Genomic DNA, 14605 nt, shown 5'->3' on the forward strand with positions numbered 1-14605 from the left:
GGCAGCCCCCAGGCCGGCCAACCGTTCAGTCCCCTAGTTTCCCGTCGATATAAGAAACCCACAAACAAAGCCAGCCCGACGGCTAGCGAAAAGCCGATGGTCAACGACAGGTCACCGTTGGCTTGAAGCGTCGTTTGGCTTTGCGTTCCGTCGATCACGCCAGTCTCCCCAAAGACCAGACAACGATCCGCTCGATGACGAGCAGCGACAACACCAACCACCACAGCCAACGCCAGATTTCGCGACCCACCATATTCTCGCGATAACTCTGCAAGTAATCCGCCAGCGAATCGGTGGTGGTAGCGCCCCATGACTCGGCAAAACGAGTCAACTGCGCGGCATTGAGATACTCGCGCTGCGATTCCACCGCGGCGCGGGGTGCCAGAAACCAACTCCCGACATTCTCACCAGCAATATCACCAGCTTCCACGCGATACAAACCCGCCGCACGCGTATCGAGCCAGCGGACCCGAGAAAGCTGGCCCTCGCTTTCAATCTTTAAACCACGAACCTCAGCACCCGACACGAAAGTGGCTTCCGGCGAAGTCGTTTGCTTAGGCAATAATGAACTGCTGGGAAACGTAAATCGCAAATCGTCTTTCTGCCACTGGCCAGCTAGCACCACTTCACCAGGCTGTCCTGGAGGAGCTGTCTGCGATTGCGAAACGGCGGGGGCGACATGTTCAACCAAACGTTGCACGAATGGCAAAAATGCGGGGCGAAGAGGAAGGTTGGTCCAGCTCGGATCGGCGGTGGTGTTCACCCAGAGAATCGCTCCCGAGTTTGGCTGTCCCAACGCCGAACCGCGGGGCAACTCCAACACGAAAGGTATTCCATTCTCAAAACTCGCCACCACGCGACAACCATCCGCGCGGCGCGTCACATCGATGGGCAAAGCCGATTGCACGTTGGCCGCCGTGAGTGGTGCCGCCAAGTTGTCATTAAAATAGCTCAATGCTGGATGCTCCACCCGCGCTCCGCTCACTCGCGTCGGCCAACGATTTTCTGCAAGCCGAATGTCAGCCGGCAAGTTGTCAGCCTGTGACTTACCAGCCGCAGCAGGCAATAATCCGTTGCCATCACGCCACAGTTGTTCATTAACCCAAGCGATATCTGCCAACATGCGCGAGCCTGAGAAAATCACCACCCCGCCACCCGCGGCAACAAACGCATCGAGCGCTCGCAACTCGGCCTGTGCTAATTGTGTCGCGTCAGCCAAAATCACAACTTCACACTGTTCCAAACGTTGCTCCGTCAGTTGACCAACTTCGCATTGCTCGGCCTGCATGGAATCGACGTTGACGTTTCCCTCTCGTCTACCACCGGCGAAGGCAAAGGGACTGAGGGCGGCGAGCAGAAAATCAGCGGAAGCCTGCTCGCGATCTGCCGTGGTCTCGCGCGAATTCGTGACCACGACCACATCTAACGGTGGTGCGATTGTGGCCAGCAGCAAAGCGAAATTGTCGGCAGCGATCGCATCCTCACGACGCAGTCGCACCGAAACGGGAAAATAGTTGGCGGGCTGCAGCGTATCGAGAGCGACAACGGCAGGTTGAGTTGTCTCAATGGGAACAACTGTCTCAGGAATCTGATAGGTAAAAGGCACCTGAAGCATCCCCCGGGCTGGTACATCCACAGCCACGCGGTGCAGCACTTTATCATCCCGCAGAAACTCCACTTGAAGCTCATCGCAGACTTGATCGCCATCGTTGGTCAAGACGGCAACGATTTCCACGCGGTCACCGGCGGTCCACCGTGCGGGGCTTACCTCCAATCGCTCGATCGCCACGTTTGCACGCCGACCCGCGAGATCTGTCTGCTCCACTTCGCTGGCCAACTGAGTTGAAAACAACGTGATCATCGGAGGCACAGCGAACTTCGCGCGAGCCGCTTGCAATTGGTCAATCTCGGCTTCACTCAAACTTCTCCACTCAGCAGCTTGGAAGTCAGACACGACCACGATGTGATGGGGGCCGCCGGGATAGCGTGCTGCCGAATCCAACACCGTCAACAAAGCGTTGATGGGAGCGATTCCACTACTCAACGGCTGAAGCTGTGCTAAAGTCTCTGCGATCTCATCACTGACAGCGACCTCGCGCGTTTGACTGCCCAGCAGAAATAATCGCGGCGTGGTTTCGGGTAACCTTGCGGGCAATTGTTGAAGAAAATCTGTGGCGCGTTCCCACGGACTTTCGCCATTTTCCTCAGCGGCCGCCATGGAGATGGTATCGTCGAGAAGCATAATGGCCGCTCCGGCGCTGCTGCCACCCTCCGCCCACTGACTCACGAGCAGGGGTCGGGCGAGACAGAGGGCCAACACAATGGGGATGGCACAGCGGATCAACAGCAACAGCCACTCTCGCCAGCGAATCCTTCGTTGATTGTCTTGAATCACCCTGTCCAACAGGTGCATCGCACCCCAATCAACAATCTGAAACTTGCTACGATTCAGTAGCTGAATCACCAGGGGAATGGCGGCTGCCGCGGCACCGAACAATAGCAAGCCGTTGAGGAAAGTCATCCGCGGTTTCTCCCCGACGTCAACAGTTGGGCGAGCACATCGGCAACTTCTTGATCGCTGGTTACGGTCATCCAGTTGACACGACTACGTCCAAACGCCTCGCCCAATTCCGCCTGAAACTTTTCAAAGCGTTGCAGATAGCTCTTGCGCAGCCTGCCGGAATCAATCCGTTGCAGTAACTTACCCGCTTCCAATGAACGAAACTGGGTCATGTTCTGAAAGGGAAAGTCCACTTCATCAGGGTCCAGAACCTGGAACACCAACACATCGTTTTTGGCTTGTACAAATTGAGACAGTGATTGTGCCAACTTGCTAATATCGCCAAAGCAGTCCGAGAACAACACCACCAAACCACCGCGGCGAAGTTTGGGCACCAACGTGTGTAAGGCAAAGTCTTGCGGCTCACCCCGCTCCACGTCCGCCGGTGTTGCCTTCAGTTCACTTAAACATGTCGCCACGGCACCCAAGTGCGTGACCAAGCTGCGTGGCGGCAAGTAGCGATGAATCGACTTATCAAACGATACCAAGCCAACGCTATCTTGCTGATGAATCATTAAGTACGCCATCGCCGCTGCCAACCGACTGGCATACTGCAGTTTGCTTTGCCCGCCACTCCGCGAACCGCTGTACGCCATTGAGCCGCTGGAGTCGACAACTAAATGGCAACGTAGGTTGGTCTCCTCTTCGTATTGGCGGATGTATAGGCGATCACTTTTGCCAAACACTTTCCAGTCGATACCTCGCAGGGCGTCCCCTTTGGAATAGGGTCGATGTTCGCGAAAATCGACGCTTTGTCCCTTGTTGGGTGAACGATGCAGCCCGCTGCAAAATCCCTCCACGCGATGGCGAACCAGGACTTGCAAGTTGCGCAACCGACTTAAATCATCGGGTTGTAGCAAGTCGGTGATCACAACGGTTTTACCTTAGGACGCGGCATCTCTGCTAACAAACGCTCGATAAGATGATCCGAATTGATCCCGTCTGCTTCGGCAGCGAATGTGGGTACGATGCGATGGCGGAGAACTGGCAGCGCCAAATGCTCGATATCTTCGATGGTCACATGAGTGCGTCCCAGCAACAACGCGCGGGCTTTACCGGCTAACACTAATTGTTGGCTAGCCCGTGGCCCGGGGCCCCAATCGACGCCGCTTTTGACCCAATCCTTTACGTCGGGATTCCTGGGTCGAATCCCGCGTACTAAATCGAGCACAAAAGCTTTCACGTGCTCAGGCAGCGGCACCCCACGAACGGTTTCTTGAAAAGCGATGATTTCATCACCACTGACCACGGGCTCCAGTTTAGTGGCATAAGTTCCCGTGGTGCGATCAATGATCATCCCCTCTTCTTCACGATTGGGATAATCGACGACAACGTGAAACAAGAATCGATCCCGTTGCGCCTCGGGCAATGGGTAAGTCCCCTCTTGCTCGATCGGATTTTGCGTTGCCAACACAAAAAAGGGTTCACTAAGCGGATAAGTGACGCCACCGATCGTGACCTCATGTTCCTGCATCGCCTCCAGCAACGCCGCTTGGGTCTTCGGCGGCGTGCGGTTGATCTCATCGGCCAGCAACATCTGGGTGAAAATCGGTCCTTTCTCAAACACCAGCTCGCGATGTCCAGTCCCCGAGTTCTCTTGGATGATGTCAGTTCCCGTGATATCTGCGGGCATTAAATCGGGCGTAAATTGGATGCGGCGAAAATCGAGATTCATCGACTGCGCCAAGGAGCGAATCATTAACGTTTTCGCCAGCCCCGGCACTCCCTCGAGTAAACAGTGCCCACGAGCCAAGATGGCGACCAGCAATTGATCGATCGTCTCCTGTTGACCGACCACAATCCGAGCGACTTGGCTGCGCACTTGGCGACATTTTTCCACAAGTAAACGAGCCCGCTCGGCATCGTCCATTTTCGTCAATTCGGCACTATTCACGCGGGTTCTAGCTGCTGTGAGGTATAACGGCGAAGTACGGACGGGGGCCCGTATCGAGGTTCATGCGGCGCTTTCTGGCTCCCATGATAGCTGTCAACCCGTCGCCTCGCGAGCAGCGTTGCTTTAGACTGTTTTGCAGAACCGCTGGCTCAGCTGTAATTTGCAGAACCGCTGTCCCAGCTGTTTGCCGTGCTGCGCAATGTAGAACTGTTGTCCCAGCTGTTTGCGCACGACAAGCGATTGGGGACAATCGCTCTACATTTTTCATTTTTAAAAACTCTGCCTCTTTTGCGATTGGTGTACTGCATGGCCGAGACGATTTTTACAAAAATTATCAATCGCGAACTCTCAGCCGAGATCCTCTACGAAGACGAACTCTGCTTGGCTTTTCGCGACATCAGTCCGCAAGCCCCCGTGCACTTTCTCGTCATCCCCAAAAAACCGATCGTTTCGTTAGCCACTGCCGACGACGATGACACTCATTTGCTAGGGCATCTGCTGCGGGTTGTCGCCAAGGTGGCGATGATGGAAGGCCTCAGCGACGGGTACCGCGTGGTCACCAACATCGGCCAAGATGGCGGACAATCAGTCGAACATCTTCATCTGCACATCCTCGGCGGTCGATCGATGAGTTGGCCACCAGGATGAGCGATGAAGAATTTACCCGCGCATCAACTTGGGTGGAATCGCTGCTGTTAGAGCGGGCCGAGCAAGTGCTGCGCGGAAACGAACCTTCTGAATTGGGTGATAAATCGATTCATGTGCTGGCGGCCACGACAGAGTTGGGACGATGCGCCGCGGCGTTGCATGAAGCTGGTCATCGCATTGATTTGTTCGAGCCCGAGCATTATCGATTTCGCTTGCTGCGGGAAGCCTTACAACTGGAAGTCCATCCGATCGGGGAATCTCTAGCAGAGCAAACGACCGCCGTGGCGGCACGCGAGCAGCTGACCCTCTATTGTCAAAGCGATCCACCAGCAGAGGCCGCTTATTCGGTTGGTATTTTGGGACTTCGTCGGGATGGTTCCGCGGAATGGAGTCGTGATCTAATCCAGTTGTTTTGCTCACGTTTGCAGCCCATGGGTATTTTGATCGTTGCCGTCGATCATCCAGACGACCAATGGCTGGGTGATCAATTGCGTAAACTGGCCCGCTCCCCAAAAGCATTAAAGCGTTATCGTTCCGTCGATGAGAGAGCATTGCATGGTGCAACCGCCTATGTAATTCGCCAAGATGACTTAGACTTGCGAGTCCGCGATTTTCAATGTCAATTTGCCTTTCGGGATGCGGGTCAATTGATCCAAGCCATCAGTCGGCCCGGTGTCTTCTCACATCGCCGTCTCGATCTTGGCGCGCGACGCTTAATGGATGAAATGGTGATCCCAGCAGGCAGCCACGTGCTCGACATCGGTTGCGGCTCTGGGGTTGTCGGTTTTGCTGCGGCTCGACGCGACCCTACGGTTCGCGTGACTGCATTGGACAGCAGCGCGCGGGCGATCGCGTGCACTCAATTAGGAGCGGAGTTAAACGACCTGACAGCCCAAATTCGTGTCCACCTTTCCTCAGATGGCACGGTTCCGGAGGGGCACAAGTTTGACATCGCGTTGGCGAACCCGCCCTACTTTGCCAATCTCCGCGTGGCGGAAATGTTTCTCGCCGCATCGCATCGCTCATTGCGCCCCGGCGGAAAGATTTTTGCCGTGGGGAAGCAACCTGATTGGTACCAGACTCAGCTGCCACGTTGGTTTGATCGCGTCCAAATACACACGCGTGGTGGTGGTTATTGCTTGGCCACTGGGACGCGTGCCGAGTCAACTTAAGTCCGCCCAGATTTGAACACTGATAAAGCCACGTTCGTGAGCCGCTTTCGATCCAATTCCCAGTCCCAGCAGTCTGCCGACATGTTTGGCTGGCTGTCAGAACGGCTTGACTCGCTCGAAGACCAAACGCTCCGCCGAGGCTTGATTGCCCGCGACGCACGCGGACCCTGGTTGCTGCAAGGCAAACGCCGCTTGCTGAACTTTGGCTCCAACGATTACTTGGGAATTGCCATGCAATCGCGCGAACCGGCAACAGCATCGAGCACTGCGGAAGTAGATAACGAAGCGCGACGCACAACGACTCTGGCAGCAACTGGTGCTGGGGCGAGCCCGCTGGTCTGCGGATTCTCCACGCTGCACGAACGACTTTGCTGCGTATTGGCTGGCTTGGAAAGAACCGAATCCGCAGTGTTGTTCCCCTCCGGCTTTGCCGCCTGCAGTGGAGTCATCGCCGCTCTCGCCGAGGCGGGAGATTTAATCCTCAGTGACGCGCTCAATCACGCCAGTTTGATTGATGGATGCCGGCTCTCAAAAGCCGAACGCTTTATCTATCCTCATCGCGACGTGACGGCGGTTAAAGCATTGCTGGAGAGTCACCGTCAACGTTTCCAACGTGTTTTCCTCATCACCGACAGCATCTTCAGCATGGATGGCACCCGCGCTCCGCTGTCCGAACTCAATGAACTGGCAAAACAATATCAAGCAATCTTAATTGTCGATGAAGCGCACGCCACCGGTGTCTTGGGCGAGCACGGCGGGGGCCTCTGCGAAGAGTTAGGCATCGCCGCCGATGTTCCCATTCGGATCGGCACCCTCTCCAAAGCACTCGGTTGCCAAGGCGGTTTCGTTGCCGGGCCTCGCGTGGTCACTGATTACCTCCTGCAAACCGCCCGCTCATTGATCTACAGCACGGCCGCCCCACCTGCGACGATTCAAGCCGCGCTCGACGCCCTGGAAATCGTCCGTGATGAACCACGCCGGAGACAGCTGGTGCTGCAGCACTCGGCTCAACTCACCGCTCGGCTGCGCTCCGCCGGTGTGAAGGTTGGCGGTGAATGCACCCCAATCGTGCCGGTGATGCTGGGAAGTCCGCAATTGGCCCTTCAAGCGACCACCGCACTTTCCCAGGCCGGCTTTTTCGTCCCCGCCATCCGCCCACCTACGGTACCCAGCGGCACATCGCGGCTGCGAATTAGTCTTTCCGCAGCCCATCCAACCGAAGCCATCGACCAATTGTGCGAAGCGATTCTCAGCATCATCACATAGCCAGTCAATCTTCCGGCGCTGAGCGCGGGTTTCATTAACCCAGCGCTTCGCGAGCAAACCGCAAGCGAGCTCTTCCTCGCTTGATTCGGTGCTTTCCCGCTTAGAGCTTCGCGGGAATGAGCAGACTGGCAAACCATTAAATCACCAGCAATTACCGCCATCCCCCCTAACTCAACACACTACTCAAGAGGGGCTTGGTACGCAATAAACAATGGGTATTCATCTTCATTGATTATTCATTTTTCGTTCGCGATGCCTTAACCAAAAAATCACGTTTGATTCCTACACTTCTGAAATTCCTGTACGCGTCCGCCGCCCATGTAACGGGTTGAGTGGGCCCCACTGACCATATTTTTACATCAAGAAGAAGACGTTAATGCGCAAATCGATTTCTCGCCCCGGTTTTACTTTGGTTGAACTCTTGGTTGTAATTGCAATCATTGGGATTCTGGTGGGCTTGTTACTGCCTGCTGTGCAAAGCGCCCGCGAGGCGGCACGCCGGATGCAGTGCACGAACAATTTGAAGCAGTTTGGACTGGCGATGCACAACCACGAAAGTGCTTTTCAGGTTTTCCCCGAGTCGCGTCCACGCGACCTTGCTGGAAACCGCATGAGCTGGTGCATTGTGGTGCTCGATTTCATTGAGCAGAGCAATTTGGTCAACATTTATGACAAGGAAATCCCTTGGAATACGGGAACCAACGTAATTGCTGGGCAAACCCCTCTATCGCTATTTATTTGCCCATCCTCAGCCTCCGGTACAAATCGGTTGCCTGCCAATGGAACTGGTTCCGACATCGACGGCGTAGTCATGGGGCCATCCGACTATTTGGTTATGCACCGCTTACGTCACCGCTTCCTCGCAGCCCACAACATCCCTAACCCATTGGGTACGGCCGACCACGATGGTGCGTTGGTTCGCAACAGCCCAACGCGGATTGCTGAGATCACTGATGGAACCAGCAATACGATCCTGTTCATGGAATCTGGTGGACGACCGGACTGGTACGTTCTCGGACGCGCTCAAGGCACTCTCCTGCCACGCCCCGAAGGTTTCGGCTGGACCGACCCAGACGGTGGCGCTGGTTCAATGGACGGTACCGACCATCTGACCGGAGCAATCAACGGAAACGGCGGCACTGGTCGCTGTATCATGAATTGCAACAATGACAGCGAGCCTTACAGTTTCCACACCAGCGGAATGAACGTGGGTATGTGCGACGGCTCGGTGAGATTTTTGCAAGAGACCGTGGATGCGGCAATCTTTGCGGCCCTCGTGACTCGACGTGGTGGCGAAGTAGTTGGTGCAAACTTCTAAGTGGAAATTGCTGACCGGGTGCAATTGGTTCCCTGTCACTTGATTCCTCAATCACCAACATCTCGTTTCGTTTAATCTTTCGCAGCATTCCTAACTAGCTATCAAGAACTGAATTTCCAACCATGAGTGCCAAACGTTTCCTATTTTTAGCGTCCCTGTTCATCATGGTTACGGCGGGTTGTGGACCGGGCGGTCCGCTGCCACGCCCCGAGGGAGTTCAAGTGAGTGGCAAGGTGCTATCCTCAAGAGGAAAACCACTCTCAGGCGGAACTCTAATTCTCCGCCCGGAAGCGGGACTCTTCGGAGCGACAGCCATTATTCAGAGTGATGGCAGCTTTACCTTGCGGAATAGCAGCGGTAGTCAAGAAGTAGTGCCTGGTAGGTATCAGGTGTTTGTCACCTTCCCAAACCCCGACCACCAAGCACTCATAAAAACTGTGAACGAACGATACCAACAAAGCGAGGATGGCAACTCTGACGTGTTTGTAGATATCCAGCAAGCGACCTCCGATTTAACGATCGAATTGAAGCGATAGCTTACAGTAAAGGTCTGCTACCCAGATTAATCGCTTGGGGGCCGAACCGAACTTCGTTTCCCAAGACCTTCATGTTGGTTAATCGCACGCCAGGCGTTGCAACATCCGGGTATCGCCAGCTGACTCGACACTTATGGAGCACTTTCGCCGGCACAGCTGGCGGCGGGAGACGTCGCCCTTGGGCACACCGAGGAAATTAGTACTGCTTCACCAACAAGTGGCCTTCCAGAACAGTCACCGCGTTTCCACTCAGCGCAACGCGTTCCCCCAGAAGTTCACAACAAACTATCCCGCCTCGTCGCGACGCCTGAAAACCGACTAAACGGGATTTCCCCAATTGAGCTCCCCAATAGGGAGCGAGAACGCAATGCGCCGACCCGGTGACCGGATCCTCGTTAATATTGTGCCGGGGCGCGAAAAAACGCGAGACAAAGTCAATTCCCGCATCGCTGGAAGGCCCTGTCACGATGACGCCTCGCGTTTCAATTTCCCGGATCCCATCAAAGTCTGGTGCTAGCTGTTTGACGGTCTCCGCGTGATCGACGATGACAAGCATATCAAACTTCGACAGCAGCACTTCTGCGGACGTCAAACCCAAGCTCCAGCGGACTGCATTCGCGAGCACTTCCTCCGCCTTACCGAGAACAGGCAAAGCGGGGAAGTTCAGCGTAATCATTCCGTCATATCGTTCGCAAACCAATTCACCGCTGCGAGTGTGGAAATAAATGGGTTGGTCGGGGAGGGTCAGCTTGTTCTCCAGCAACGCATGAGCCGTCGCCAACGTAGCGTGACCACACAGATCGACCTCCTCAGCGGGTGTAAACCAGCGAAGCTGAAAGTTCCCCGCCGGTTCCTGAGGAACCACAAACGCAGTCTCCGACAGATTCATTTCAGCGGCAACGCTCTGTAGCCAACCGTCGCTAGGGTAGCCATCCAATAGACAAACAGCCGCTGGATTACCAGAAAAAGGGGCATCCGCGAACGCGTCGACCTGCCAAAGCGGAATGCGTTGTCCCGATTTCATCTTGCTCTCCTGGTCACCTAATTGAAAAGTTCTTCAGCACGGCTTCGCACTCGCTGCCATTGCTCCACCCTCAATACTAGCGATTGGGGCGAGAAACAGACAGTTTGCCTGGCGTCGATTTCGTTAACGTGAAGAAGTCCTTTAACTGTCCATTTACGTCAAACATTCGCATATTCATCGAATCCTTCACAATTTCAATAGTTAGATAATGATGGCCACGATGTGTCTTAGCGCTGAAAAACGCGGGGGTGGGGGCAAAGTCTTCAAGATTTCCGCCACCGCCACCTGCCAACAGGTGAACCACCCCGTCGGCAAAGTCAACGCTGCCCTCTCGCAACGGGTAGGACCGCTCATAGAGATGCAAGTGACCAAACATTACCATATCCACGTTGTGTTTTTCGTACAAAGGGATGATTTGCTTGACCCATTCGTCTCCAAACCTGGCCGGCTCCCGCCAACTATCCCCATAATCATCTTCCTCACTGGTCACCGAAGCGTGGTGGTGACAAACAAACTTCCACTTTGAACTGCATTTTTCTAATTGCTGATCCAACCAGACATACTGTTTGCCCCCAGGCAGAAAGTCCATTTGCCGCTGGTTGCTATCAAGCATAAAGAAGGTAGCGTCACCATAGGTAAACGCGTAGTAGCCTTCGGGCTCTGGATAATGATGGTAGTGGTTATACCAATAGAGATCCCCCTCACCATTTCCTGGCACCGCGAACAAAGGAATGCGGCTCGTCAGTTGCGTCATTCCAACAAAGTACTCGTGCGTCCACTCGTAACGATGTGGCTGTTTACCCGCGTCGGTCAGATCACCCAAGTTGACAACAAAATGAGGACGCTCTCCCCAAATCTGTTTCGCCAATTGGTCGTTAATGTGAGGGCGTGATTCCGTGTCGCCAACAACGGCAAAGCGAAATGGCTGCCCTTTCTCCACGGCCGTTTTAAAGGTCAACAATCCGCTGTCGATCGTTTCCCCTTCAGAATCCTCCGCGGTAATTCGGTAGAAATAAGGGGTATCTGGTCTCAACCCCGTAATCGTGAACTCGTGCAACCGATCCCGCGTGGGTGAACTCAATTCCTCTCCCAATTGATCGGTACGCCCCCATTGAATACGAGCCGCGGAGGGGCGATCTGCCTCACAAACCACGGCAATGCTAGTAGTGGTAGTGAAATTCAGGTAAGGGCCCGCTGTAAAGTGGAAAATATCTGGATATAACTTCCCCGCTTCGACATCTTGCTTGAGTCGTTCAAAGTTGGCGACAATCTCATCACCACTCAACGAATGATCATAAATTCGAACGCTGTGGACCAAGTTGGCCCATTGCATGAACGGCTCATTCTGCATGTAGGCAGCAAGCTCGAGCTGCATCTCAGCCGGCCAATTAAGCTCTTCGTGGTGCATATGCCCCGAAGCAATGCGTGCGCCGTTGACATACAACACTAGGTCGTGTCCGTCATAGGCAAGGACTTGATGAACCCACCGCTCCTTAAAGCCAGCATACTCCTTCATCTTGCTGCTCAATTGCACATCGGCACCGCCGGCTCCTCGCAATTGAAAGACGGTCTCCCAGTTGTGAAAGCCGAAGGTCCAGGGCAGTCGTTGCTGCGGATCACTGCTGCGGGCCGTCATGATCGCCGCAACGGGTTGGTTGACGTGATGACAGAGCCACATTTCCAAAGTAAACGCTTCTGTCGGCAGAGTCCCGGCAGGCATCAAATGGGTCAGTCTCTGCGTGGGCACCATGCCGCGAAATTTCACCGGTGATGCCTCCACTTCGACGAGCGGAAAGTCGCCACGCGGATGTGGAATGCGCGGTCCAGGCTGATTTCCCGCTCTTTCACCGAGCACATACTCAGGGACAAACACCCACTGGCGAAGGGGTTCTCCTGCCTCAGCCACCTCCAGCATCAGCAGCACGAAATAAAACAGCAATAGAGCTCGTTGTGTGGGCATAACCGATCGCAGGCGATTGAAGGGACGAAATCAAAGATGCGCCCCTTCAATTTAGAAAGCCAGGAACGTTTGTCGTGAGCAGTTAACCGGAAATTTATGTTCGCCTCGCGATTCCTGCGTCACTTTGCAAACGATAAGTTGCCATGGGAAAGCAACGAAACCGCTAGCGGCCAAATACGTGACTGCGCAACTCATTCAATTCTTCCCGCAACTTTGACATTTCTCGGTGCAACTCTCGTACTTGATCCGCTAGACGCTCTGCTAACTCCCGCTCCTCGTGTTCGCGATGTGGAGCATGATCAGGGTGCTGTTCGGTATGATGTCCCTGGTGGTGCTCACCCCGTCGTTGCAATGCCTCGGCTCGACGCCTCAACTGGTGTGCCATATCGGGCATATCGGCTTGTTCGAGATGCTCTGCGGCCATACGTAGATGCTCGACGCGGTGCACGCCCCCTACACCCGGGTGTTCAGCTCGCAATCGATCAAGGTCGCGTTCGACATTCTGTATTTGCTCCTCAATCTCAGCTCGGTGCGCCTCCGGCGCGCCAATGTCTCGCAGACGCTCACCCTCGCGGCGCAACTCACCGAGCGCTCGCTCGTGTTCTTCAATCAATTGTGGGTGACCCGGCCGCGGAGTTTCCATCTGCCGTCGCGCGTTCAGGTCACGACTCAGCTCCTGGGCCTCTCGCTCCAATCTTTCGGCATGATCATGCAGTCCCTGCTCGGCTAGTTGCCCAGCGGCGTGACGTAACTTCTCAACGCGATGCTGCGGTTCCTCTCGTTCATCGGCCGAACAAATCGTGGAGGCTAGCAGCAAACTGATAGTAATACACAGCGAGGAAATTAGCATTCGCTTCATCGATAATCCTTAGAGGATGGGAGGGTAGAAACAGCAGCGGTGAACAGCCACGCGTGTGCTAAGCACCACCGGCCTCGTGAAAAATCCACCGACGACGACGGAATTACCACCGCAATCAGCCACGAACATTGCTCAATGCGTGCATTCGCCAGCAAAAATTCACGAGAAATTTTGCCGTTAATCCATTGATTCTACCACATGAAAACAGCAAGCGGGTGGCAAAAGATTGACGGCGATTCACTGAATGGAACGACGGTTGCAAATGGGGCGGCCATTGACCAATTCTTCCATCCTCGCAATGAAACGCACTATGCTTCGACATCGCAACGTTCCAGATCGCCGATTTGCAGGTTTCACATTAGTTGAGTTATTGGTGGTGATCGCCATCATTGGAATTTTGGTGGGTTTGCTGTTGCCAGCAGTTCAGTCGGCCCGCGCCGCGGCCAGGCGGATGCAATGCCAAAATAATCTCAAGCAAATTGGCTTGGCGATGCATAACTATCTGACTGCTCATAATCGCTTTCCCTCAGATCGGCTGGGGCGGCCACGCCATGGCTGGAGTTCGCTGCTGCTACCTTATCTTGAGCAAGAAAACGTGCAGAACGTGTATAACTTTAACTTCGACTATTGGGATCGTGAAAACGAAGCGGCAACGCAGATTCCGATTGCCGTTTACGGCTGCCCCTCCACACCGGGAGGCCAAAGATTGATCGCCAACGACACGGCACAAGTGATAAACGATATTGGCTCACCACCCACGCGAAGCATGTCGGGCGACTACTATTCGCTTTCGGGATACTTCGATCCGATTCAAATATCTCCCAGCTCCAGCACAGGGATGTTGCACGCCCGCAACGGGCGGCCCCGAGACGTTACCGATGGGCTTTCAAACACGATTTGCGTTTCTGAATTGGCGGGACGCCCCGACTTTTACGCCAGACGCAACTTGAGACCAGACAGCGACAAACCAGGTTGGTTCAACGAATGGGGCCCTTGGGCGGCACCACCGCGAATCTTTGTCAGCGGTTTCACGCACGATGGTTTAACAAGGTTCGGGCCGTGCGCGGTTAATTGCTCGAACCTAGAGGGAATCTACTCATTCCATCTGAGCGGTGCCAATGCACTGTTAGGAGATGGTGCCGTTCGCTTTCTATCAGAAACCGTGCCCGTTCAAATCGTCTATCTCATGGTCGGCTGTCGCGACGGTCAGGTCTTTGAAAGTCCGTTTCGGTGAGTTCCGCTCGCAGCCTAGCATTCGTTCATAACAGGCGAACCCTTCACGAACTCGGAACAGATAGTTAGCCCGTGAGCAATAATAAAAAATCTATCCAAGAACCACAAAAATGCCCGCAGCTAGCGCCGTCGGCT

Annotated in this window: 12 protein-coding genes; 6 read left to right on the forward strand and 6 right to left on the reverse strand. The window is 54.6% G+C overall.

Translation table 11 applies throughout. The features are described from left to right. Positions 1–154: 154 nt before the first annotated feature. Genes SH139x_RS16455 through SH139x_RS16465 form a run of 3 tightly spaced genes read right to left on the reverse strand, consistent with a single transcriptional unit; the run spans position 155 to position 4430 of the window. Positions 155–2521, reverse strand: coding sequence for a BatA domain-containing protein (locus SH139x_RS16455; RefSeq protein ID WP_488350863.1), 2367 nt, complete (start codon positions 2519–2521; stop codon positions 155–157). Beyond that, entirely contained in the window at positions 2518–3432 is a 915-nt protein-coding gene (locus SH139x_RS16460; protein ID WP_488350864.1) for a DUF58 domain-containing protein, read from the reverse strand. The genes SH139x_RS16455 and SH139x_RS16460 overlap by 4 nt, the downstream gene beginning before the upstream one ends. After that, positions 3429–4430: an AAA family ATPase gene (locus tag SH139x_RS16465; protein ID WP_488356035.1), complete on the reverse strand. Its 1002-nt coding sequence runs from the start codon at positions 4428–4430 to the stop codon at positions 3429–3431. Before SH139x_RS16465 ends, SH139x_RS16460 begins: the two co-directional genes overlap by 4 nt. Positions 4431–4760: 330 nt before the next feature. On the opposite strand from SH139x_RS16465, the gene SH139x_RS16470 reads away from it, so the two are divergent. From SH139x_RS16470 to SH139x_RS16490, 5 genes are all read left to right on the forward strand, one after another. After that, a complete protein-coding gene (locus SH139x_RS16470; RefSeq protein WP_488350865.1) occupies positions 4761–5102 on the forward strand; it encodes a histidine triad nucleotide-binding protein in 342 nt (113 codons plus the stop codon). Next, a complete protein-coding gene (locus SH139x_RS16475; protein WP_488350866.1) occupies positions 5099–6274 on the forward strand; it encodes a class I SAM-dependent methyltransferase in 1176 nt (391 codons plus the stop codon). Before SH139x_RS16470 ends, SH139x_RS16475 begins: the two co-directional genes overlap by 4 nt. 36 nt (positions 6275–6310) lie before the next feature. Further along, complete coding sequence (locus SH139x_RS16480; protein ID WP_488350867.1) at positions 6311–7540, forward strand: aminotransferase class I/II-fold pyridoxal phosphate-dependent enzyme; 1230 nt, start codon at positions 6311–6313, stop codon at positions 7538–7540. A gap of 376 nt (positions 7541–7916) precedes the next feature. Then, positions 7917–8858: a DUF1559 family PulG-like putative transporter gene (locus tag SH139x_RS16485; RefSeq protein WP_488350868.1), complete on the forward strand. Its 942-nt coding sequence runs from the start codon at positions 7917–7919 to the stop codon at positions 8856–8858. 122 nt (positions 8859–8980) lie between these two features. After that, the gene (locus tag SH139x_RS16490) at positions 8981–9394 is read left to right on the forward strand and encodes a carboxypeptidase-like regulatory domain-containing protein (protein WP_488350869.1); all 414 of its coding nucleotides are present in this window, start codon (positions 8981–8983) and stop codon (positions 9392–9394) included. A 196-nt stretch (positions 9395–9590) separates the two neighbouring features. On the opposite strand, the gene SH139x_RS16495 is transcribed toward SH139x_RS16490, so the two are convergent. The 3 genes from SH139x_RS16495 to SH139x_RS16505 all read right to left on the reverse strand — a co-directional run bounded on the left by SH139x_RS16495 (position 9591) and on the right by SH139x_RS16505 (position 13237). Then, positions 9591–10418 carry a PhzF family phenazine biosynthesis protein gene (locus tag SH139x_RS16495; protein ID WP_488350870.1) on the reverse strand — a complete coding sequence of 276 codons (828 nt, stop codon included), beginning with the start codon at positions 10416–10418 and terminating at the stop codon, positions 9591–9593. A gap of 76 nt (positions 10419–10494) precedes the next feature. After that, positions 10495–12378, reverse strand: coding sequence for a metallophosphoesterase (locus SH139x_RS16500; protein WP_488350871.1), 1884 nt, complete (start codon positions 12376–12378; stop codon positions 10495–10497). Positions 12379–12541: 163 nt separating this feature from the next. Then, positions 12542–13237, reverse strand: a complete 696-nt coding sequence (locus tag SH139x_RS16505) for a hypothetical protein (RefSeq protein ID WP_488350872.1) — start codon at positions 13235–13237, stop codon at positions 12542–12544. Between the two features lie 298 nt (positions 13238–13535). On the opposite strand from SH139x_RS16505, the gene SH139x_RS16510 reads away from it, so the two are divergent. Continuing rightward, positions 13536–14471, forward strand: coding sequence for a DUF1559 family PulG-like putative transporter (locus SH139x_RS16510; protein ID WP_488350873.1), 936 nt, complete (start codon positions 13536–13538; stop codon positions 14469–14471). Positions 14472–14605: the final 134 nt, after the last annotated feature.

This window comes from Kothea flammea (assembly GCF_052161645.1).
Taxonomy (GTDB): domain Bacteria; phylum Planctomycetota; class Planctomycetia; order Pirellulales; family Pirellulaceae; genus Laterigemmans.